This is a genomic window from Spirosoma lacussanchae (genome assembly GCF_005870035.1).
Lineage (GTDB): Bacteria > Bacteroidota > Bacteroidia > Cytophagales > Spirosomataceae > Spirosoma > Spirosoma lacussanchae.
Genome location: NZ_SWJG01000001.1, coordinates 2,227,996 through 2,249,270 on the forward strand (window position 1 = coordinate 2,227,996; position 21,275 = coordinate 2,249,270).

General features: G+C 55.8%; 19 protein-coding genes and 1 tRNA gene. 12 read left to right on the top strand and 8 right to left on the bottom strand.

The features are described from left to right. Nucleotides 1-261: 261 nt before the first annotated feature. From FBR45_RS09180 to FBR45_RS09200, 6 genes are all read left to right on the top strand, one after another. Complete coding sequence (locus FBR45_RS09180; RefSeq protein WP_246082164.1) at nt 262-813, top strand: hypothetical protein; 552 nt, start codon at nt 262-264, stop codon at nt 811-813. Further along, a complete protein-coding gene (locus tag FBR45_RS26580) occupies nt 801-1,013 on the top strand; it encodes a hypothetical protein (protein ID WP_246082165.1) in 213 nt (70 codons plus the stop codon). The genes FBR45_RS09180 and FBR45_RS26580 overlap by 13 nt, the downstream gene beginning before the upstream one ends. 135 nt (nt 1,014-1,148) lie before the next feature. Continuing rightward, nucleotides 1,149-2,588: a family 43 glycosylhydrolase gene (locus tag FBR45_RS09185; protein ID WP_138501346.1), complete on the top strand. Its 1,440-nt coding sequence runs from the start codon at nt 1,149-1,151 to the stop codon at nt 2,586-2,588. Nucleotides 2,589-2,952: 364 nt separating this feature from the next. After that, a complete protein-coding gene (locus FBR45_RS09190; RefSeq protein ID WP_138501348.1) occupies nt 2,953-3,489 on the top strand; it encodes a YfiT family bacillithiol transferase in 537 nt (178 codons plus the stop codon). 109 nt (nt 3,490-3,598) lie between these two features. After that, nucleotides 3,599-3,751 (top strand): FeoB-associated Cys-rich membrane protein, encoded by a 153-nt coding sequence (locus tag FBR45_RS09195; protein ID WP_138501350.1) that lies wholly within the window; start codon nt 3,599-3,601, stop codon nt 3,749-3,751. Nucleotides 3,752-3,806: 55 nt separating this feature from the next. Continuing rightward, the gene (locus FBR45_RS09200) at nt 3,807-5,195 is read left to right on the top strand and encodes a DUF4403 family protein (protein WP_138501352.1); all 1,389 of its coding nucleotides are present in this window, start codon (nt 3,807-3,809) and stop codon (nt 5,193-5,195) included. On the opposite strand, the gene FBR45_RS09205 is transcribed toward FBR45_RS09200, so the two are convergent. The 3 genes from FBR45_RS09205 to FBR45_RS09215 all read right to left on the bottom strand — a co-directional run bounded on the left by FBR45_RS09205 (nt 5,164) and on the right by FBR45_RS09215 (nt 7,581). Continuing rightward, nucleotides 5,164-5,832 (bottom strand): DNA-3-methyladenine glycosylase family protein, encoded by a 669-nt coding sequence (locus FBR45_RS09205; protein ID WP_138501355.1) that lies wholly within the window; start codon nt 5,830-5,832, stop codon nt 5,164-5,166. The two genes, FBR45_RS09200 and FBR45_RS09205, sit on opposite strands and share 32 nt — an antisense overlap. 38 nt (nt 5,833-5,870) lie before the next feature. Beyond that, nucleotides 5,871-6,311 carry a DUF882 domain-containing protein gene (locus tag FBR45_RS09210; RefSeq protein ID WP_138501357.1) on the bottom strand — a complete coding sequence of 147 codons (441 nt, stop codon included), beginning with the start codon at nt 6,309-6,311 and terminating at the stop codon, nt 5,871-5,873. An 82-nt stretch (nt 6,312-6,393) separates the two neighbouring features. Then, on the bottom strand, nt 6,394-7,581 hold the full coding sequence (locus FBR45_RS09215; protein WP_138501359.1) for a hypothetical protein: 1,188 nt from the start codon (nt 7,579-7,581) through the stop codon (nt 6,394-6,396). Nucleotides 7,582-7,711: 130 nt separating this feature from the next. Here FBR45_RS09215 and corA point away from each other — a divergent pair, with 130 nt between their 5' ends. Both corA and FBR45_RS09225 read left to right on the top strand, forming a co-directional pair. After that, nucleotides 7,712-8,809, top strand: a complete 1,098-nt coding sequence (gene corA / locus FBR45_RS09220; protein WP_138501361.1) for a magnesium/cobalt transporter CorA — start codon at nt 7,712-7,714, stop codon at nt 8,807-8,809. A 20-nt stretch (nt 8,810-8,829) separates the two neighbouring features. Next, a complete protein-coding gene (locus tag FBR45_RS09225; RefSeq protein WP_138501363.1) occupies nt 8,830-11,295 on the top strand; it encodes a bifunctional UDP-N-acetylmuramoyl-tripeptide:D-alanyl-D-alanine ligase/alanine racemase in 2,466 nt (821 codons plus the stop codon). Between the two features lie 60 nt (nt 11,296-11,355). Here the strand turns inward: FBR45_RS09225 and FBR45_RS09230 are convergent, their stop codons facing one another. Next, nucleotides 11,356-12,033 carry a hypothetical protein gene (locus tag FBR45_RS09230; RefSeq protein WP_138501365.1) on the bottom strand — a complete coding sequence of 226 codons (678 nt, stop codon included), beginning with the start codon at nt 12,031-12,033 and terminating at the stop codon, nt 11,356-11,358. Between the two features lie 93 nt (nt 12,034-12,126). After that, nucleotides 12,127-13,329: a THUMP-like domain-containing protein gene (locus FBR45_RS09235; RefSeq protein WP_138501367.1), complete on the bottom strand. Its 1,203-nt coding sequence runs from the start codon at nt 13,327-13,329 to the stop codon at nt 12,127-12,129. A 112-nt stretch (nt 13,330-13,441) separates the two neighbouring features. Here FBR45_RS09235 and FBR45_RS09240 point away from each other — a divergent pair, with 112 nt between their 5' ends. Together FBR45_RS09240 and FBR45_RS09245 are read left to right on the top strand one after the other, a co-directional pair. Beyond that, the gene (locus FBR45_RS09240; protein WP_138501368.1) at nt 13,442-15,049 is read left to right on the top strand and encodes a SulP family inorganic anion transporter; all 1,608 of its coding nucleotides are present in this window, start codon (nt 13,442-13,444) and stop codon (nt 15,047-15,049) included. 224 nt (nt 15,050-15,273) lie between these two features. Next, complete coding sequence (locus tag FBR45_RS09245; protein ID WP_138501370.1) at nt 15,274-16,887, top strand: catalase; 1,614 nt, start codon at nt 15,274-15,276, stop codon at nt 16,885-16,887. A gap of 137 nt (nt 16,888-17,024) precedes the next feature. Here FBR45_RS09245 and FBR45_RS09250 read toward each other — a convergent pair. The 3 genes from FBR45_RS09250 to FBR45_RS09260 form a co-directional block, all read right to left on the bottom strand. Continuing rightward, nucleotides 17,025-17,102: transfer RNA gene (locus tag FBR45_RS09250), tRNA-Val, on the bottom strand. A gap of 13 nt (nt 17,103-17,115) precedes the next feature. Beyond that, on the bottom strand, nt 17,116-18,444 hold the full coding sequence (locus tag FBR45_RS09255; protein ID WP_138501372.1) for an MFS transporter: 1,329 nt from the start codon (nt 18,442-18,444) through the stop codon (nt 17,116-17,118). Between the two features lie 12 nt (nt 18,445-18,456). Then, nucleotides 18,457-19,266 carry a tyrosine-protein phosphatase gene (locus FBR45_RS09260; protein ID WP_246082166.1) on the bottom strand — a complete coding sequence of 270 codons (810 nt, stop codon included), beginning with the start codon at nt 19,264-19,266 and terminating at the stop codon, nt 18,457-18,459. Nucleotides 19,267-19,456: 190 nt separating this feature from the next. Here FBR45_RS09260 and FBR45_RS09265 point away from each other — a divergent pair, with 190 nt between their 5' ends. Beyond that, nucleotides 19,457-20,281, top strand: coding sequence for a WecB/TagA/CpsF family glycosyltransferase (locus FBR45_RS09265; RefSeq protein WP_138501374.1), 825 nt, complete (start codon nt 19,457-19,459; stop codon nt 20,279-20,281). A gap of 49 nt (nt 20,282-20,330) precedes the next feature. Further along, nucleotides 20,331-21,275, top strand: coding sequence for a glycosyltransferase family protein (locus FBR45_RS09270; protein WP_138501376.1), 945 nt, complete (start codon nt 20,331-20,333; stop codon nt 21,273-21,275).

Below are 21,275 nucleotides of genomic sequence, written 5' to 3' on the forward strand. Positions count from 1 at the left end.
TACCTGTTGGGCTAACGTATCTGTACCTATCAACGCGGCTATCGTTGCGTACCGCTATTGAGTGACGCAGAACCAAACCGCGAAGGCTAATTTAGTTGATTCGGCGCAGGTATTGTACTTGTATAGTCCTACCGGTCGTCTGGCCCGTTTCCGGGTAGCTCCGGGCAAAACCCTTCAGCTCGTTTAGAAGTGAGGCATAGAGTAGGTTTGGGCAATCTAAGCTTACTGTAGAAACACAGATCCTTAGCCTGGAAATCTGCTATGAATGGACTAATTAAACCCTGGCGGCTGGGTGTTACTCTGGTCGTTTTATTTGTATCTCAATCCGGTAGTTTTACCGCCTTTGCGCAGGGGCAGGGACAACGCCCACCGCTCCCGCCCATCCCGTTGAAAAGCGATACGACTCATACGCTCACCAAACACTTCATACCGGCTACAGCGGCTAAAAAAGCACCGGATGCTAGGGGTTTTATTCAGCGTTGGCTGGTGCTGGAACCCGTAAAGAAAGATATCGCCCGAAATAATATATTCACCGACAACTATCTCAGAACCACGTTCTCGGCCGATAATTTCTCCAGTGATTATGCCACCGTTCCCCGGTCTGGCGAAACCGTAAAGGTGGGACCCCAGGAACTGCGGTGGTACGCGCTGGACAGCAAGGCCTTCAACGTTAATTTATACCATTTTACCTACGCCCTCAACAAGCCAAAATACGGCATACTGGTCTGGCTGGTCACGGTTATCGAATGTTCGAAGAAATGCAAAATGTCCGGCTGGCGGCTGGCTGTAATTCCGGTAGCATGTGGTGGTTGAATGGTCAGGAAGCCCTGCTGCTTTCCGGCGACCGGGATATGATTGCCGATAACGGAACCTCGGCCCGTCTGACGCTAAAAAAGGGCCGAAACATCATTCGGGGAGCCGTCATAAACGGACCGGGTATGGCTAATTTCTGTGTTCGCTTTTTGGATGAAAAAGGGGAGCCCGTGAAAAACTTCCGAATCGGATCTGAGTAATTGGCTAATTGATAGCATCCATTTTTTGCCATTCCGATAAAGGAGGAATCTGCTTTCTGAATGCCCAGAGCCCCTTCCGTCGGTATGACAAAAGCCCTCCTGATAAAACCTTAAGGTAGTAAAACGAACCGCTTCATGAAACGAATGCACGTAACTGGCCGGATAACCTTACTTGTCTTATTGATAACGCAAACCGTACTAGCCCAGATCGGAAGGCCTTTTATCCACGATCCGTCAACGATCGCTGCATGTGACGGTAAGTATTTCACATTTGGGACCGGCGGTGGCGGGTTGATCTCTGACGATGGCTGGACCTGGTACGGGGGTGGGGTAAGGCCGGGTGGGGGCGCAGCACCTGACGTTCTCAAAATTGGCGATCGCTACCTGGTTGTCTATGGCGCCACCGGTGGCTCACCCAGCCACAAAGGCGCCATTCTGACCATGTGGAATAAAAGTCTGGACCCCAAATCCCCTGATTTCAAGTACTCCGAGCCAGTTGTCGTAGCGACCTCCGATGGCTACGAAGAGAACGATGCCATTGATCCCGGCCTGATGCTGGACCCGACTACCGGGCGTCTTTGGATGACGTATGGCACCTATTTTGGCTATACCCGCCTGGTTGAACTAGACCCCAAAACCGGAAAACTCAAGGCCGGAAACAAACCCGTAGACCTAGCCATCGTCTGCGAAGCCAGTACACTCGTCTACCGCGACGGCTGGTACTACCTGCTGGCCACGCACGGCAGTTGCTGCGATGGGGCCAATTCGACCTACAATGTGGTGGTGGGGCGATCTAAAAAAATAACCGGCCCTTACCTCGATAACGTGGGCCGGAGTATGCTGGAAGGGGGCGGTAAACTGGTGGTGGCCACCCGGGGCGGGTTGATCGGCCCCGGGCATTTTGGCCACATCATACTGGAGAAAGGGGTTGAAAAAATGTCTCTGCATTACGAAGCCGATCTGGAGCAGGGTGGTCGTAGTGTGCTGGGTATACTGCCGGTGGTTTGGAAAGACGGGTGGCCGGTTGCCGGTGAAAAGTTTAAAGAAGGTACGTATGAAATCGAATCTGTCCGACGAGGCTATGGCCTCGAACTGGCCGTTGATTTCACCCGAATGCCCGTTGTACGCGGCTTTGGCCAACCCAGCAACGACCCCATAAAGCCGGTTCCGGCTCAGCAATTAGCCGATGTCATGAAAAACTGGCCAACCGGAGAGATCAAGGTAAGAATAGGGGACTATATGGACCGCCCCCATCAGAAATGGACCATTACCGATGCGCCGGATACCACCGGCTATCTGGGTGGCCCCTACTACAAAATCGTGCTGGCCGGAACCGATCGGGCCCTGGCGGCTACTGCCGATGCCGAAGTAACCACGGTTTCGGCCTTTACCGGTGCACCTGAACAGCTGTGGCGAATCGATCAACTGACAGACGGTACCTACCGGATAATGCCGAAGATCGTGCCGAATTCGAAAAAGAAGCTAGCGCTGGTCTCTTCCGGGGACAGTACCCCAACACTGGCCGAATTTGATGTCAGCAGCGATAACTCCAAATGGAATTTCAGGGAACACTAAGCCCCAACAAGTGAGGGTCGGTTGCTGATTGGGGCTCAGCCAGTTGCCATCAGTAAACACCGTGGCTGGGCATTTTTCCTCTACAAGCTGCAACCCCGCCTGTCAGCTTGCCGGTATGGATTTCTTTGGCCATCAATATGGCCGTCCTCAGTGCCGTTCGTAACAAGTTGATTGTACGGCCGTGGTGATCAAGGGCTAGCAGATGGATAAACTCTGTTGCTACACGCCTGCATAAACCCCCCAACAACTTTTGGTGGTACTCTGACCAACTTAATGCGGTTTCCCGATAAAAAAACGTACTTCACACCCACAAAAAATGGGTTCACTCAACCCGGTTCAGTCTAAAACAACTATCTGATCAGCTATGCAGGATTCTGACGCGCTTCGGTACCCGATCGGAACATTTACCTTCGGCCAATCCTACACCATTGCCGAAACCAGCCAGCATATTGTCGGCCTCGACGAGTTACCTATAAAACTAACCGAACTGGTTGGGAAGTGGGGCGACGAGCGGCTCGATACGCCCTACCGCCCCGAAGGCTGGACGGTCCGGCAACTTATACACCACGTGGCTGATAGCCATATGAACGGTTACATACGGACCAAGCTGGCCCTGACCGAAGCCAATCCGACCATAAAACCCTACGAAGAAGGCGATTGGGCCACGCTGCCCGACTCACGGCTCGATATCGCACCGTCGCTGGTTATTCTGCGTAGTCTGCACCAGCGCTGGGTGGCTGTGCTGAGTCAGCTCGACGAAGCTGGGCTAGCCCGTACGTTCTACCATCCCGGCAGCGGCTACACCTATACCCTCGCCGAGCAGGCCGCTCATTATGCCTGGCATAGCGAACACCACTACCAGCACATCAACCGGCTCGCCGAGCGCAACGGCTGGAAATGATTTTGATGAATGATGAATGATGAATGATGAATGATGAATGATGAATGATGAATGATATTGATCTCAATCGCGTTTATCGTTTATCATTCACCGTTATAATGGCGTTGTCATGCAGGAGCTGATCATTTTACTTTTATTGGGGCTGGCACTGGGCTATCTGGGCTGGCGGGCTTACCGGTCGGTGGCGGTAAAACAGGCTGGTTGTGGTAAAGGATGCGGTTGCGAAGCAGATTCGACGCCCAGGGTGCTTATTCGGAAATAAAGACTACTGTTTTAGTAGGCTAACATTTTGGCAATCCGGTGGTTTGTTGTAGCAAATGAATGCTCAACGGATCATCGGATTTATAGTTTTTGCGCTGGCGTTTAGCCTTTCGGTTAGCTGTAACCGGGTTCGGTCCAAAGCGCCAGCCCAGCAGGATTTTGAACCCGCCATACCCGATCCTATTTCGTATGTGGCGGGAGACATTACCTTCCAGATTAAAGACCTCGAACGCAAGATCAACCAGTCGCTCAATCCGGTGCTGGTTACGGAAGAGACGTTTGAAGGTAAGAAAGGGGAGGCCTGGCGGCTGCGGGTCGAGCGAACCGGTCCGGTACAGATTCGGTATGACCGACAGCGGGTGTATCTGTCGGCTCCGCTGAAAGTCTGGTACAGCAACCCCATCGGACTCCGCAAGCACCGGAAACGGCGGACCCTGTGCGCGTTGTCGGTCAATTTCGCATCGCCCCTGACCGTTGGCGAAAACTGGCGGTTGGCTACTCGTTCGCGCTTCGAGAATTACCAGTGGATACAAAAGCCCACGGTGCGGCTGCTGGGTATCAAGGTCAACATCACCAAACTGGCTGATACAATCCTGAACAAGCGCAAGGCCGAGATAGAACTCGCCATCGATAAAGCCGTTCATAACGAGCTGCGGCTCGATAAACACATCCGAAAAATCTGGCGCGACGTACAGAAACCCCTCCGGATTACGCGCAAGCCTGAGGAGTTATGGCTGATACCGCGTCCGTTCAGTGTGGCGGCTGCTCCGGTCTATGGTAACCGGCAGCGTATTACGGTACCATTACAGATCGCCTTTCGGGTCGATACGCGCGTTGGCCCCCGGCCCGTTGATCTGGAGCTGGAAAAGCTGCCCCGGCTGCAACGGCGCAATAAGCTGCCCAACGCATCGCGGCTGCAGGTGCTGGCGTTTATTCCGTATGCCGATCTGAACCGCGTACTAACCCGGAGTTTGCCCGAACGCAAGCTGGAGCTGGCCGGCGGAAACATTACCGTCAAGAACGCTACCGTATACGGCAACGGACGGTCGCTGATTCTTCGAACCGACGTACGGGGCTCCGTCAACGGTACACTCTATTTCCGGGGACAGCCTGCTTATGACACCCTTAATAATACGCTCAAAGTAGAATACGTTGACTTTGACGTCGATACGAAAGAGCGAATTTTTGCTACGGCCGACTGGCTCCTGCACGACCGTTTGCGCGATACCCTCCAGGCCGCCATGGTCGTTCCGCTCCGGACCCAGATCGATCAGATACCGGGCAAGATCGAAACCGCTTTTGCGCGCAGCAAAGGGGGCGAGAAAACGGCGCTGGATGTAGACCAATTTCGTATGGTGCCCCAGCGCATCGTGGTCCGGCCCGACGGAGTGCAGGTCCTGATCAGCGTGCAGTCTAAGGTGCAGGTGCTGGTGAAACGGCTGTAGGGTTCCAGCGCCAGAGATAGCGGCTGGCGGTGGTTCGGTAGGGTCGCCAGGCGTCGGCAATCTGGTGAATGGCCCTGTAGAGCGCCCGGCCCGACAGCCCCTCCGTCTGTTCGGGATACGCCCGGATAACCCGCTGGCGGATAATCAGATCGTCGATTGGGAATACATCGGGCCGGTCCAGCACGAACATGAGCAGCATCTCCACGGTCCAGCGGCCCACGCCCCGGATCGGCAGCAGGTATTGAACGATCGCTTCGTCGGTCATTGAATCCAGGCGCGCCCGGTCAAACGCCATCAGTTCGGCCTCATCGGACTGGCCCGCCCGACTCAGCGAAAATTCCGCTACGCTTCGGAGGTAACTGATCTTCTGGGCCGATAGCCCTGCTCCGCGCAGCTCGTCGTTTGGTTTGGCCAGCAGCGCATCGGCATGGGGGTACCCGTCCGGGAAGAGCGCCCGAAACCGGGTGAAGATGGCGTCGGCGGCTTTCACCGAGATCTGCTGCGAAACGATGCTTTCCAGCAGCGCCAGATAAACGTCGTCGGCGTAGTCGCCAAAAATTTTCGGGCTTGGTGTTTCGGCAATGATGCGAGCCATTACTGGGTCCTGTACGAGATGAAGAAGGGCGGGGTCAGCCATGAAAAGCAATGGTTAGGGGCGGTAAAGATAGGGCCCGGTCAGTAATCCCAATGCCGGTGTTTGCCCGATACGTCGAAGTGGATCATGCGGGGGGCCGACTTATGATAAAGTCCCAGTCCGCCCTGGCTGGCCGGGTTTGTCTGGTCCAATTTGTCCAGCAGGCGGGCTACGATCTGTACATCGGCATCGGTCCATTTCCCATCCCGGTTGATGTCACCTACCCAAATATCGATGGCCAGCCCCTGCTGATGAGTGCTTTTTTTAGCCGATAGGGGCATCAGTCGGTTTAGCCAGGGCGGACGGTAGCCTGAAATCAACCAGTAGCGGGGCTGGTAACCGGCTTTTCGGAGGGCGCTGGCCAACAGCCGCTCTTTAGCCCGAACGGTGGGGGATACGTGGGAGTAACTGATGAACAGGTAGACAGCTGCCAGAGCAGCAATGACACCGACCAGCAGGCCGGCAGCTTTTACGATGCGCATGGTGAACAGGGGTGTGGATGAAAACAAACGTAGATACCAGCATCCAGTCTTAAGAACGGCAGGGATGTAAGCAGAAGGGCTATTAAGGTTCCTCGCGGGCGTATCGGCTCCGGAGCCGACGAGCAACATCGCCGGCCAGTTCGTCGCGCATGCTTCGGTACAGTTCCCAGCGCGACGGAGGGAATGGGTTGGCCGATAAGAGACTGCTTCCGTTGAGCGCCCGGTTATCGCCACTGAACGATTGCCACTCGGTTACCCAGCTACGGGTTTCCCAGATGGTGTCGTGCCAGCGTTCGCGGCCGGTCTGGGTGTCGAGGGCGCGCAGCCGGAGGGCGAGTTCAGCGCTGATCTCCAGCCGGTAGGTGGTCAGTTTACCGGATACTTTCTCCATAACATCGACGGTGGTGGAGTCGTTGATTTTTTTCTCGCCCACTTTGTACTCCTTGTTGCTGTAGACCGTTGTCGTCGACGAAGATCGGTTTTCATCGTAGGAGTCGTAGTCCGTCACCTGCATCTGAACCACCTCATGAATGAGGTAGCCGTCGCCCGCGGTTTCGGTGGGCGGGTAAAGTCGTACCAGAGGGGCGGGAATGTCGTTCTGCCTGAGCTCGTTAAAAATAAGCTTTTCCAGTTCGGCGTTGTCAGACGGGCTGATTTCATTCGTTGGGCTGAGGGGTTCAACGACCACGCGCAGAATGGCGAACGGAAACGCATCGGCGGCCTTGCCCCGGGCCTGGCGGTAATCGGGTACCCAGTCGAGCGCTTTTTTATAGTTTGCATACGCATCCCGGGCCGCGAGTCGGTTCTCTTCCCGGTAGGCAAAGGCTTCTTCGGCCAGCTCGTAGCGATCAGCGGCAGCCAGTTGCCGAATCTCGTTCTGGCGGTCGGCATACGAGGCCGGATACGCCGAAAGCCAGTCGGCGCAGCTCTGGCATCGGGCTGCGTTATTGGTCAGAGTCTGGAGCTGCTCATATTCGGCATGAACGGCTTCCCAGCGAAACGGACCGGGCTCGCCGGGGCGAGGCTTATCGGTCGCCGACAGGCGCTGAATCGTAGACTGGTGTTGCTGGTAGGCGCGTTCAAAAGCCTCCTTCAGAACCAGCCCTGCCAGCCGATGGCCCCGTTTGCTCAGGCCAGGGTTCTGGTTGAGCCGGAACGAGGCACGCTGCACGGCCAGATCGAACTGACCGTGGCGAAGGGCCGTCTGACCGCTGCTACAGGCGGTAACCAGACCGGCAAGAATAACGATGAGTAAGGAAGGGCGGTGCATGGTCGTAAACTACGAATTTGTGTTCATTTGACCACCTACCAACCGACTTGGTTTATCTTTGGGTCGTAAAAAATAATGCAGCCACGGAGACGAGTCCGAAACGCAGGGAATCACGCGTAAACGCCACTTTATGTCGAAACACCGACGGTACCGTTCGGCCGAGAAAATGCTCGGTACTTCGCCCGGTACGCTTACCTACGTAGGCGAAGAAATTCAACACGCCACCCGAATCAAGCGCATCGACTACAACAGCACCGAATATCATGTCGACGATAATGCGCGGCTGAGCGCGTGCCGCCTGCCCGCGGAGGAGATCCCCCACATCACCTGGATCGACGTAGACGGCATCCATGAGCCTAAAGTGGTGCAGCGACTGGGCGAGCAGTTTCAGCTACACCCGCTGCTGCTCGAAGATGTAATGAACGTGGAGCAGAAACCCAAAGTCGATCTCTACGACGATACGCAGGCCAACGAAAGTATTGTATACGTGACTCTCAAGATGCTGCACCACAACCGGCGGCAGCAGGAGATCGAAGCGGAACACATCAGTCTGGTGCTGGGAAAAAATTTTCTGATCACGTTTCAGGAAGAGCGATCGATGGATATTTTTCAGCCCGTCATCGAACGAATCAAGGCGTCGTCGGGTAAAACCCGGCGGAACGGCCCTGATTACTTAATGTATGCGCTCATGGACCTGATTGTTGATCACTACCTGGTCATTACCGAGCGGATCGGCGAAAAAATGGACGAGCTGGAAGATTATATCGTGCAGCAACGGGCCAACCAGCAGACGCTGGCTACGCTCTACCAGCTGAAACGGGAGCTGGCCTATATCCGGCGGGTGGTAAACCCGCTTCGCGATATGCTGGGCGTTCTGCTGCGCGAAGAGTCGGACCTGATCCAGCGATCAACCATGCCGTTCCTGCGCGACCTGGCCGACCACGTGAACCAGGTTATTGAAACCCTGGAGTCGTATCGCGAGCAGATTGCGGGGCTGATGGATGTGTACTATTCCATCATAAACAACCGCATGAACTCGGTCATGAAGACACTGACAATTATTTCGTCGATTTTTATTCCGCTGACGTTCATCGCCGGTATCTACGGGATGAACTTCGATAATATGCCTGAACTACGCACCCAGACTGGTTACTTCTGGACGCTGGCCGCTATGACCGCTATCGCTGTGGGCGAGGTGATCTACTTTAAGCGCCGGGGCTGGATGTGACCAGAAGGGAGCACCTGCTTATGACACCAACCCAACATTCGATCCGGCCCGTTTGGCTCACCGATTCCCGACAGCGCGCCGGTGCGGCCGACGAAGCCGTTTTCTTTGCCATCCGCGGAAGCCACCACGATGGGCATGACTACATTCATGACCTCTACCAGACCGGCGTTCGTCAGTTTGTCGTGGAACGGGGAGCGCTCACCCCCGACCGGCAGGCCGAATTGATCAACTACCCCGACGCGGAATTTATCGAGGTCGACAGCAGCCTGCACCTGCTGCAAAAACTGGCGGCCGAACACCGGCGGCAGTTTCGGATTCCGGTGATAGGCATCACCGGTAGTAACGGCAAAACGATCGTAAAAGAGTGGCTGGCCCAGTTGCTGGTCGACGAATACGTAATTGCCCGAAGCCCTAAAAGCTATAACTCGCAGCTGGGGGTGCCGCTGTCGGTGCATGAACTCAGCGAGCGGCATACGCTGGGCATCTTCGAAGCCGGCATCTCGCAGTCGCACGAGATGGCGGCCCTCGAAGCTATTATCCGGCCCACGCTGGGTATTTTCACCAATATCGGTACTGCCCACGACGAGGGCTTCCGGACCCGCAAACAGAAAATAGCCGAGAAGCTACGGCTGTTTATTCACGCCAGCTCGCTGGTATACTGTGTCGACTACAGCGATGTCGATGAAGAAATCCGGCTTCTGCTCAAAGCAGTGAACCCCGACATGCGTTTCATGACCTGGTCACTGACCGGCAAAGACGCGCTCTATCAGGCCACCCTGACCGGCGATCGGCTGCTGCTGACCGGCCCGGCGGGTTCGTATGAACTGCGGATGCCGTTCACCGATCCGGCTTCGGTCGAAAACCTGATTCACTGTCTGGTGGCGATGCTGACCCTGCGCCGGTTCGATGCGGAAACCCTCCAGGGGAGGTTGAACCGGCTGCGGCCCGTATCGATGCGGCTGGAGCAGAAAGAAGGCATCAATAATTGCGAACTGGTCGACGACTCGTACAACAACGACGTGGCGGGGCTAACCCTGGCCCTTCGGTTTCTGAACCAGCAAAGCACGCGGAGCCGTCGGGTGGTAATCCTGTCGGATGTGCTACAGTCAGGCCAGCCCGAGGAGGAACTCTACGAACAAGTGGCGGGGCTGATCCGGTCGGGCGACGTGGCCTTGTTCGTGGGGATTGGGCCGGTCATGGGTCGCTACGCCCGGTTTTTTGCCGACAACAGCCTGTTTTACGAAACCACGGAGGAGTTTCTGACTCAGTTTCGGGTTGGTGATCTGCGTGATAGTACGGTACTGGTAAAGGGCGCCCGGCCGTTTTCGTTCGAGCGCATTGTAAACCGGCTGCAGCGGAAAGTCCACGGAACCGTGCTGGAAATCAATCTCGACGCGCTGACCCATAATCTTAACTACTACCGCGAAAAAGTAGGGGCCGATACCCAGATCATGGTGATGGTCAAGGCCTTCGCCTACGGAAGCGGGAGCGCCGAAGTGGCTCAGCTGCTCCAGTTTCACCGGGTCGATTACCTGGCTGTGGCCTATGCCGATGAGGGCGTATCGCTTCGCCAGAATGGCATTACCCTGCCGATTATGGTGATGAACCCCGCGCCCGAAACCTTTGCTACCTTACTCGAATACCAGCTGGAGCCGGAAATGTACAGCCTGCGGATGTTGCAGGAGTGGACCCGCTTTCTGAACGACATACACTCGGTCACACCTGCCCCGCTGTCGGTGCCCTCTATCCATCTGAAGATCGATACAGGCATGCACCGGCTCGGTTTTTTGGAGAGCGAACTACCCGGCGTGATCGACTACCTGCGGGAGCACCCTGAACTGCGGGTAGCTACGGTATTCAGTCATCTGGTTGGGGCCGACGAGTCGCATTTCAACGCCTTTTCGCAGCAGCAGTACGAAACCTTTCGGCGGTGTACCGACGCGCTCGAAGCCGGTCTGGGCTACATGCCCGTGCGGCACCTGCTCAACTCGGCCGGTATCGTTCGGTTTCCCGATTACAAACTGGACATGGTCCGGCTGGGCATTGGCCTGTACGGGGTAGAAGCCAGCCATCTGGATACGGCCGCGCTTCGACCCGTTGGCCGACTCAAAACGGTTATCAGCCAGATCAAAACCGTTCCGGCGGGTGAGTCCGTCGGGTATAGCCGCCGGGGGGTGCTGGACCATGAGGCCCGGATCGCTACCCTTGCCATTGGCTATGCCGATGGACTGGACAGGCGGCTGGGAAACGGCGTTGGGCAGATTGTGGTGAACGATACCCTATGCCCCATTGTCGGCAACGTGTGCATGGACATGGTGATGATTGACATAACCCATGCTCCGGCTTCGGAAGGTGACGAAGTGATTGTGTTTGGCCCTGAGCTACCCATCAGCGAACTGGCCCGCCAGATCGACACCATTCCGTACGAACTCCTAACCGGCGTCAGCGAACGGGTAAAACGGGTATTTGTCAAAGAAGGGAACTAACGGAAGCCCCCGGGGCTGCTACACCGACAGCCTGTGTAGCAGCCCCGGGGAGTTCTGCGTTTAGTTTGCCTTTTTGGCCTTAACGGCTTCCACGTTTTTCTTACGGTTCTCGAGTTCGGTGAGGGCGCTGGCCTGCTCGGTTTTGTTGGTCTCGATATCTTTCTTGAGTTGCTCGAGTTCCTTCGCGTTTTCGTCCAGACGTTTCAGCAGGCGCTCTTTTTCTTTGGCATTAGCCTCAATCTCGCGCTGGAGCCGCTCGCCGTTGCGGACCGATTTCTGGTGATTCTTCTGTGCTTCGTCGAAACCCGTTTGCGCCAGCCGCACCTCCTGATCAAACTGTGATCGGCTCGAAAATTCTTTTAACAGGGTCTCCGCGGCCGCATAGGCCGGGTCACCCGCCTTCACAAAGTTGCCGCTTCCCAGATCGAAAGAAGCAAAAATGGTAGCCGAGGTCCTGGACGATTTTACCGTGCTGGTGAGGTTGATGGGTTCGGGCGAGATGGCAGAAATATCCGCATTGGGAACCCGGTACGTACCCCGCGACGCTGACAGGCGCCCATAGCTCTTCAGAAATGTCTCCCAGTCTTTTTCAATTTGTTTGCCATCACCCTGCAGGGTCAGGTAGAGCCCGCTTAGTTTGGCTTTATCGACGGTGGTTTCGCCCGCGTAGATGGTCTGGGCGCTCAGGCGGGCTGACAGTAGCGTTATCAGCAGGGCGAGAAATAGGTTCTTTTTCATTGAATGTATGGTCAGTGGGATGATACCGGATGGCGTTACCGGAAGGTAAGCCAACATGCATACGGTTCCGGCGGTAAAAATGTTCCGTTGGGGTCAATTCGCCTTGCGGCACACGATCAGCCGCTTGTCGCCGTTGAGCAGGGTGGTGGCAAACAGGTACTGTTCACCGCCCTCCTGCAGGCCCAGTTTTTTGCGCAGTTCGGCAACCGTCTGCGGGAAATTACGAACGGTCAGGTTCGCTTTCAGGCCCGGCACAACGGCCTGCAATGCCTTACGATCGGCCCGGACAGACTGATCAACCCTGAATATACGACCTGGAAAGTCAGCACGTAACGCATCACTGGTATACAAATGCGAGTGAGGAGCCAGTTTGAGGAGGCCAAAACGGGAGGCAACCAGCCGAAAGGCGCCAGCTTTCAGCACAGCCGCGTTGGGCTCGTACAAATAGGTCTCTGGATGACCAAAGGTAACTTCGGCGGTGCGCTCTTCCTGTCGCTGAAAACAAATGCGTATAGTATTATCTGATAATAAGTTAACAGCGTTAACCTCGATCATCGCTTGATCTACTGGCTGACCGTCAATGATGAACAGTACTTCTTTTACCTCACCCTGCAAGGCGACAACATGAACGGCTCGTACGCCCTGTGCCGGGCCGCTTAGCTGCCGGATCGTAGCGTCGATGTCGATCAGGGGCGAGGTTTTCAGCAGGATAGTACTGGCTTTGGTCAGCAGGTCAGCCAGCACGTCCGGTTTCGACAGATCCGGCTCGCAGTCGGCCAGCCGAACTACTTTGCCGCCCTGCCCGTCGCGCCGGTGCGGGTCCAGGTACAGCCAGTCGGCCGGTTCGCTGAGGGTCTGAACAACCACCAGTCCATTACCCGTCTGCACCCTAACGTTGGTCAGGCCAAGGGTCTCCAGGTTGTCGGCAGCCAGTTTAGCCAGCTCCGGCTGCTGCTCTACGTATATGACCGTACGTAAGCGCTGCGCGAAGGCCCAGGTGTCAACCCCCATACCGCCCGTAAGATCGAGCAGCAACCCGCCCTGGACCAGCGACGCCTTGTACCGGGCGGTGGCTTCTGAAGAAGCCTGTTCTACCGACATGGCAGGGGGGAACACCAGTTCGTCGGTTTCATACCAGGTAGGCAATTTAAACCGGGCTTTCTGACGGGCACTCAGCTGGGCGGCCAGCTTTTTCAGGTCCAGCCCGGCGGGATTGGGGCGCAGCAGGAGCGCGCCGATATCATCGGTTCGGTGCTCGCGGATGAACTGCTGTTCTTTTTCAGAAAGTCTGGTCAAAATATAAGGCAGGATAAGTAATTGAGTAATTTTAACCTCTTTAAACAACGTGCAATGTTTTACGTGTGACTGGCATTGACCGACTCGCCAGCTGACCGAATCCGCCCTCTTTATGCAACGAGTAAGTCCAGTTCGTACGCTTACGAGCTATCAATCAGCCTGGCTGCGTCAGGATATTCCCGCCGGGCTGTCTGTCTTTCTGGTGGCGTTGCCGCTCTGCCTGGGCATTGCGCTGGCGTCCGGGGCTCCTTTATTTTCGGGCCTGGTGGCCGGCGTCATTGGCGGCATAGTCGTTGGTCTGCTGTCGGGCTCTGAGGTCAGCGTCAGTGGTCCGGCTGCCGGGCTGGCGGTTATCGTGGCCGATGCTATTGCAAAAATAGGCTCTTATGAGGCATTTCTAGTAGCGGTCGTCCTGGCTGGCCTTTTCCAGCTGGTCTTGGGGCTGATCAAAGCCGGTCGGTTCAGCGGTTTTTTCCCGGATAGCGTTATCAAAGGAATGTTGGTAGCCATCGGCATCGTTATCATTCTGAAACAGATTCCGCACGCCCTCGGCCGTGATAATGATTACGAGGGCGAGTTCGAGTTTCAGCAGCTGGCCGATGGAGAAAATACTCTGTCAGAAATATACCGGGCCATAGAAACGGCCAGCCCGGGCGCGGTTGTCATCAGTCTGTCATCGCTGCTGTTTCTGATCGGCTGGGAGCGGATCGCCGGGCGCAGCACCCGAGCGTTCTTCAAAAACTTTCCGTCGGCACTGGTTGTGGTGGTTATGGGCGTGATGCTGAACGAGTTTTTTCGGATTAGCGTACCGTCCTGGTACCTGGGCGACACGGCCCATCAGCACATGGTCCAGATCCCCACCATCGCTCCGGGGAAAAGCTTTTTCTCGATCTTCGATTTTCCCGACCTGAGCGTGCTGAGCAATCCGGGCGTGTATGCCATCGCGGCCACTATCGCGTTGGTTGCCAGTCTGGAAACCCTGCTGAACCTTGAAGCGTCGGACCGGCTCGACGCGCAAAAACGGGTGTCGTCAACGAACCAGGAACTGATTGCCCAGGGTGTCGGCAATATGGTATCGGGGCTGATTGGCGGGCTGCCGATTACATCGGTGGTCGTACGGTCGTCGGCTAACGTCTATGGAGGGGCCCGCACTCGGATATCGACCGTGCTGCACGGGGTGCTGCTGCTGGTAGCGGTCTTTCTGGGTGGCCCACTGCTGAACCTGGTACCGCTGTCCTGCCTGGCCGCCGTGCTCATTATGGTTGGCTACAAGCTGGCCAAACCTACTATCTTCAGAAAGAGCTATAAAGATGGCTGGAGCCAGTTCATCCCGTTTATCGTGACGGTGCTTGGTATTGTCTTCACCGATCTGCTGAAGGGCATTGCGCTCGGAACCGTTGTAGGCATTATCTACGTACTCTATACCAATTTTCAGTCTACCTTCCGGCTGGTGCGCGAGGGGAATCAGGTGCTCATTCTGGTCGAAAAAGATTTGTTTTTCCTGAGCAAGCCTCAGCTGAAAGAAGCGCTCGGGAGCCTGCGTACGGGCGATGAAGTTGTTGTCGACGGGCAAAAAGCTGCGTTCATCGATCACGATATTTATAACATGCTGTACGACTTTCAGGATATTGCTGCCGCGCAGGGCATTCAGTACGAGCTACGCGATGTGAACCTGAGCACCCGGCGTCGTCCGGAGCAGGAAGTACTGGTCAATCACTGATTTACCCCGCTCTACGAACTGAACAGGACGCCCCGACTTATGTAAAGTCGGGGCGTTTTGCCGCTATCCGGTCAGTATAGGCACCGCTATACACCCCTCCGACATGAAAATCTTGTCGGGTTCCGGGTTCTTTATCAGGACAATAGCTATAAAATTCTCAACCGGACCAAACACCCTTTATAGTCTGTTGTTTTAATAGAGAATAAAGTATAGCCTTTGAACCCATGGAAGCACAACATCAAAGCGGCAACGGACATCCAACGAATGGTCAGTCAGCGCAGAACGGCAGCACCGATGATCAAACCCTGACAACCCGGCAGGGGCACCCCATCCGCGATAACCAGAATACCCGTACGGTCGGCAGTCGTGGCCCAACCACGCTTGAGAACTACCAGTTTCTGGAGAAGATCACCCATTTTGACCGGGAGCGTATTCCGGAGCGGGTCGTTCACGCCCGGGGAGCAGGCGCTCATGGGTACTTCGAAGCCTACGGAACCGTTGGCGACGAGCCCATTTCGACCTACACCCGGGCCAAGCTTTTTCAGCAGAAAGGAAAGCAGACGCCTGTATTCGTACGCTTCTCGTCGGTGATCCACGGTGGTCATTCCCCCGAAACGCTACGCGATCCCCGCGGTTTCGCCACCAAATTTTATACGGAAGACGGAAACTGGGACCTGGTGGGTAATAACCTGAAGGTGTTCTTCATCCGGGACGCTATGAAGTTCCCGGATCTGGTTCACGCCTTCAAACCCGATCCCGTAACGAACCGGCAGGACGGCGAGCGTATCTTCGATTTTATTAGTAACACGCCGGAAGCGATGCACATGATCACGTTCCTGTTTTCGCCCTGGGGCATCCCGGCCAACTATCGACAAATGCAGGGGTCGGGGGTGAACACGTACAAATGGGTTAACGAAGCGGGAGAAGCTGTACTGGTAAAATACCACTGGGAACCCAAGCAGGGCATCCGGAACCTGACCCAGGAGCAGGCCGAGCAGATCCAGGGTAAGAACTTCAACCACTCGACTCAGGATTTGTATGATGCAATCGAGCGGGGCGAGTTTCCGGAATGGGAGTTCTGTGTACAGATCATGAGCGATGACGAGCACCCTGAACTGGATTTTGATCCGCTGGACGATACCAAGCTCTGGCCAACCGACCAATTCCCGTTCCTGCCGGTAGGGCGTATGGTGCTGGATCGAAACCCGGAGAATTACTTTGCCGAGGTCGAGCAGTCGGCCTTCGGAACCGGAGTGCTGGTCGACGGACTCGACTTCTCGGATGACAAGATGCTGCAGGGGCGGACGCTGTCGTATTCCGATACCCAGCGGTACCGGGTGGGCGCCAACTACCTGCAACTACCCATCAATGCGCCGAAGAAACGGGTGGCGACCAACCAGCGTGACGGACAGATGGCTTACCATGTCGATACGGCCCCGGGCCAGAATCCGCACGTCAACTACGAACCTTCGTCGCTGGGTGGCCTGAAAGAGTCGGCTAAGGTTGGCCCGGACCATACCCCCTATGTAGCGGGAAACCTGGTGCGGCAGAAGATTGAACGCACCAACGACTTCAAACAGGCGGGTGAACGGTATCGCCTGTTCGAGGACTGGGAGCGCGACGATTTGATCAACAATCTGGTTGGAGCGCTTAAGCCGGCACATAAGATCGTACAGGATAAGATGATCGAGCTGTTCACGAAATGTGATGAGGACTACGGCCGTCGTGTGGCCGAGGGACTTCGCGAACCCAGCAATGGCCATGCTACCCCAATGGAGACGCAGGCTGATGGCGTTCGCCAGGCCGCCGAAGAATCGCAGTCGGCCCAGCCTTACTAGATGATTAAAGGAGTATGCAAAACAGGCCCATGTACAGAGTTGTACGTGGGCCTGTTTTGCATAGTGGGCCCGCAGCGGGTGTTTAAGCCGCCAACGGGTCACAAAAAAACTCGAAAGCGGGTTGCTTTCGAGTTCTCTGGTAGGAAGTAGCGGGCTCGAACCGCTGACCTCTGCTCTGTCAAAGCAGCGCTCTGAACCAACTGAGCTAACCTCCTTCGTGGAGCAAATTTACAAAAGTTCTGCTTTTTCTAATGAGCTCCGGTAGATTTTTTGCGACGGAATCCGCCACAGCAGCACTAACCCGATGACAAACAGCACCAATAGGGCCAGCACCGAATTTCGCATACTGCCCGTTAGTTGTTCGATCAGGCCGTATAACAGCGTACCCAGCACGATGGATGATTTTTCGGTAACGTCGTAGAAGCTGAAGTAGGAAGCCGTATCGGTCGTAGCCGGAATTAGTTTGGAGTAGGTAGACCTCGACAGCGACTGCACCCCGCCCATCACCAGGCCTACTATCGACGCCAGCGCGAAAAACTGCATTTCGGTCTGCACTGAATAGGCGGCTGCGCATATACCGATCCAGATCACAACCGCTACCATCAGCGCATACGTATTCCCGATCCGCTCCGACAGCCGCGAGAACCCGTAAGCCCCCGGAATGGCAACGAGCTGCAGCAGCAAAATCAGAATGATCAGGCTCTGTCCTTCCATTTTAAGCTCGTCGCTGCCGAAGATGGTGGCTACGTACATTACCGTCTGCACCCCCATGTTGTATACGAAGAAAGCCAGCAGAAACCGTTTTACCATCGGCAACATCTGTAGTTCAGAAAATACCTTTCTGAGCTCTTTAAATCCGTTGAGCAGGTAGCTGCTGCCCGCCGACGGATTGACGGCAGCCGCTTTGCGGACACCATCGGGCAACCGGCTGAAGGGAATCTGCGCGAACCCGATCCACCACAGGCCAACGGTCAGGAAAGCCAGGCGGGACGCCATTGCTTCGGAAATATTGCCGAACCAGTCGCGCTTCAGGATAACAACCAGGTTGAGTATCATCAGCAATACACTGCCAATGTACCCCATCGAGAAACCCCGTGCGCTGACCCGGTCAAAGCGGTCTTCGGTGGCAATGTCGGGGAGGTAGGAGTTGTAGAAGACAATGCTGCCACTCCAGCCAATCAGGCTCAGCCAGAAGCAGATAACGGCGAAGGTAGTGGTATCCTGGGTGAAAAAATACAATAGACTACAGCTGATGGCGTCCGTGTAACAGAAGCCTTTCATAAATGCTTTCTTCCGGCCGCTATAGTCGGCAATCGCCGTGCAGACCGGCGACAGCAGGGCGGTGAGCAGAAACGCGGCTGACACCGTATAGGAAAACAGCACCGAGTTTTTGATCGACATGCCCAGAAAATCGATGACCGGGCCACCGGCTTCGTTGAGTGCCGTTGCCGAAAAATAAACCGGGAAAATACTCGATACGATAACGAGTGAGTGAACAGAGTTGGCCCAGTCGTAGAATGTCCAGGCAGTGAGGGTTCGAGGATCGTTCTTTTGCATAGGGTAAAGTAGTCAGCAGAGTGATTCAGCAGGTGGGATACTGGACAGCCCCAGCAGGCTCTGGTTGCGCAGCGGCTGTTGCCGAAGCTGCTCATAATCGGCCGACGCAATCAGTGTGGGCAATATGGCAAGATCGGAGGGACGATGGGCGTCGGAGCCGATAAAGTCAACCCATTTTTGCCGGAGGAGTTGCTGTGCCTGCGTCTTTACGCGTCTGCCATATCGCCCGGTCAGCGAGCCCCAGTTGAGCTGGAACAGACACCCCTTCGACCGGAGTTCATCCAGCGTTTTTAGCTGGTCGTGGTAGTAGGTATACCGTTCCGGATGGGCCAGCACCGGCTGATAGCCCTGAGCCAGCAGGTGAAACAGAATCTCGTTGAGAAAATGGGGCGCCGAGGCCCAGCCGGTTTCGAAGAGTACATACCGCTCCGGACCAAAGCTGAGCAGCTGATCGGTTTGGAGCAAGTCGAGGAAAAGATCATCGACCAGGTATTCGGCCGCCATATCGATGGTTAGCGGGAGCTGGTGTTCGGCAACCAGCTGGCGCAGGGAAGTCAGACCCGTCAGCAGGGTGGCCCGGGTGTTGGGGTACCAGTCCTGGCTGACATGGGGTGTTGTGATTACATGGCGAATCCCGCCGGTTGCCAGCTGCTGCAAACAGTCAAGCGCCTGCTCCGGCGTCGATACACCATCGTCGACGCCCGGTAACAGGTGCGAGTGAATGTCGGTTTGCCAGAAACAGGTCGTTTCTGCAGGGGTAACACCCTGCCAGCCTGGAATCAGGGACCTGAACTGACGTAGCAAGCTATGTAGAGAATTCATTACCTGAAGCTGGTGGATACGCAGCACTAACTATACAGTCTGTAAATGTACGGCTAAACTGGTACCAAACGACTGGCCCGGTCAGGCAGGCCAATTCGCAGGCCCGATGATCCACGTTTTAGGAACAGGCCTTGTTACATCCGGTCTGGTTGTACGTCTGGGTAGTACAGGTTTAGACCAGGTACCGATCATGAAAGCTAACCTCACCCGGGTAATGCCAGCGCCCAGCCCCCGACATAAGCTCGTTGGCCTGACGATTACGGCTTGTGGATACGACCAGTTTATCGGGCAGGTGATCGAAGCGGCCCGGCATCGGGAGTCAGGATATGCCTGTTTCGCAAATGCCCACATGATCGTGGAAGCCGCCCGTAATCCAACGTTCAGGCAGGCGGTTAACCGATCGACCTGGACGCTGGCTGATGGGGTACCGCTGACCTGGGCGCTTCGCTGGTTGTATGGTATCCGGCAGGAGCGGATCACGGGCCTCGACGTCCTGCCCACCTTGTTTGAGGAAGCTGACCGGCATCAGCTGGCCGTGTATATCTACGGATCTACCGGCGAAGTGCTGGCCATGTGTAACCGCTACTGTCTCCATCACCACCCTACGCTACGAATTGTCGGTATGTATTCACCGCCTTTCCGGCCGCTCAGTCCGTCCGAAGAAGCACAGGTAACGACTCAGATCAGTATGTCAGGAGCCCAGCTCGTTTTCGTGGCGTTGGGATGTCCCCGGCAGGAGGCCTGGATGGCGGCCCTGTCGGACCGTATACCGGCTGTCCTGCTTGGGATTGGTGGAGCGCTCCCGGTAACGGTTGGTTCACAGAAGCGGGCACCCCGCTGGATGCAGCGATCCGCCCTTGAGTGGTTGTATCGATTTATGCAGGAGCCACGTCGGTTGTTTGCCCGCTACGCCGTTACCAACACCCTGTTTCTTTACTACCTGGTTCAACAGTGGTACCGGCAGCAACGGCCCCTCCCGGCTGACCCGGCTGAATTGACAGACAGCTACCGCTAGTCGCCTGGTCTGTGCTGCTTGCCCTGTATTCCCCAGTGATCAATTACGTATGCCTGCCCCGATTATCTTATTCGCTTACAAGCGTACTCACGAGCTTCAGCGCACGCTGACGGCTTTGCAGGCCAACCATCTGGCCGCCGAGAGCGATCTGTACGTCTTCGTGGATGGTCCCCGACTGGATGGTCCCCGGCGGGCCGACGAATCGGCAAAAGTAATGGCGGTACGCGCTCTGCTGGATGGCCTGAGCGGTTTCCGAACCATTCATCGGGTGTATAGTGATCACAATAAAGGCTGTGCCAACTCCATCATTGCTGGCGTTACCGAAATACTCCGCAAGTACCCCTCAGCGATCGTGCTGGAAGATGATATAGTGACCAGTCCTAATTTTCTGGACTACATGAATCAGTGCCTGACCCAGTACGCCGACACGCCTTCGGTGTTCTCGGTAGGAGGCTATACATTTCCATTTCGACAACCCGCCGATTACAACGACGATGTCTATTTCTTTGGCAGAACTTGTGCCTGGGGCTGGGGAATCTGGGCCGACCGCTGGCAACGGGTCGATTGGGAACTGACCGACTTCGATGCGTTCATGACCGACCGGCGAGCCAGGCAGGCGTTCAACGCGGGCGGAACCGACCGGGTCCGGATGCTGCGCCGGGCGTATACCAAAGCTATCGATGCCTGGGATATACGGTTGTGTTACAGTGAATTCAAGGAAAAGGGGCTGACCGTATACCCGACCGTTTCCAAGACCCTGAACATCGGCATCGACTCCCTCGATTCAACCACCGAGGTCATCTTCGACCGGTACAAAACCCCGCTGGATGCCGGGCATCAGCGCCACTTCCGGTTGCCCGACCGGGCCGTACCCAATTGGTTCTATACCCGTCAGTTTCAACGGGAATTTAGTGTCCCGGTACGCATCCTGAATAAAATCCGGACCTGGCTGACTATATACCCTATTCGTCGAAATCGCCGGGTTACCGGTTAG

What these genes read in the sequence shown, in the direction of transcription:
- FBR45_RS09270 (WP_138501376.1), top strand. Translation starts at nt 20,331, where the DNA reads ATGCCTGCCCCGATTATCTTATTCGCTTACAAGCGTACTCACGAGCTT.
- FBR45_RS09205 (WP_138501355.1), bottom strand. Translation starts at nt 5,832, where the DNA reads ATGGCTGACCCCGCCCTTCTTCATCTCGTACAGGACCCAGTAATGGCT.
- FBR45_RS09225 (WP_138501363.1), top strand. Translation starts at nt 8,830, where the DNA reads ATGACACCAACCCAACATTCGATCCGGCCCGTTTGGCTCACCGATTCC.
- FBR45_RS09190 (WP_138501348.1), top strand. Translation starts at nt 2,953, where the DNA reads ATGCAGGATTCTGACGCGCTTCGGTACCCGATCGGAACATTTACCTTC.
- corA (WP_138501361.1), top strand. Translation starts at nt 7,712, where the DNA reads ATGTCGAAACACCGACGGTACCGTTCGGCCGAGAAAATGCTCGGTACT.
- FBR45_RS09210 (WP_138501357.1), bottom strand. Translation starts at nt 6,311, where the DNA reads ATGCGCATCGTAAAAGCTGCCGGCCTGCTGGTCGGTGTCATTGCTGCT.
- FBR45_RS09185 (WP_138501346.1), top strand. Translation starts at nt 1,149, where the DNA reads ATGAAACGAATGCACGTAACTGGCCGGATAACCTTACTTGTCTTATTG.
- FBR45_RS09195 (WP_138501350.1), top strand. Translation starts at nt 3,599, where the DNA reads ATGCAGGAGCTGATCATTTTACTTTTATTGGGGCTGGCACTGGGCTAT.
- FBR45_RS26580 (WP_246082165.1), top strand. Translation starts at nt 801, where the DNA reads ATGTGGTGGTTGAATGGTCAGGAAGCCCTGCTGCTTTCCGGCGACCGG.
- FBR45_RS09180 (WP_246082164.1), top strand. Translation starts at nt 262, where the DNA reads ATGAATGGACTAATTAAACCCTGGCGGCTGGGTGTTACTCTGGTCGTT.
- FBR45_RS09215 (WP_138501359.1), bottom strand. Translation starts at nt 7,581, where the DNA reads ATGCACCGCCCTTCCTTACTCATCGTTATTCTTGCCGGTCTGGTTACC.
- FBR45_RS09240 (WP_138501368.1), top strand. Translation starts at nt 13,442, where the DNA reads ATGCAACGAGTAAGTCCAGTTCGTACGCTTACGAGCTATCAATCAGCC.
- FBR45_RS09245 (WP_138501370.1), top strand. Translation starts at nt 15,274, where the DNA reads ATGGAAGCACAACATCAAAGCGGCAACGGACATCCAACGAATGGTCAG.
- FBR45_RS09265 (WP_138501374.1), top strand. Translation starts at nt 19,457, where the DNA reads ATGAAAGCTAACCTCACCCGGGTAATGCCAGCGCCCAGCCCCCGACAT.
- FBR45_RS09260 (WP_246082166.1), bottom strand. Translation starts at nt 19,266, where the DNA reads ATGAATTCTCTACATAGCTTGCTACGTCAGTTCAGGTCCCTGATTCCA.
- FBR45_RS09230 (WP_138501365.1), bottom strand. Translation starts at nt 12,033, where the DNA reads ATGAAAAAGAACCTATTTCTCGCCCTGCTGATAACGCTACTGTCAGCC.
- FBR45_RS09200 (WP_138501352.1), top strand. Translation starts at nt 3,807, where the DNA reads ATGAATGCTCAACGGATCATCGGATTTATAGTTTTTGCGCTGGCGTTT.
- FBR45_RS09255 (WP_138501372.1), bottom strand. Translation starts at nt 18,444, where the DNA reads ATGCAAAAGAACGATCCTCGAACCCTCACTGCCTGGACATTCTACGAC.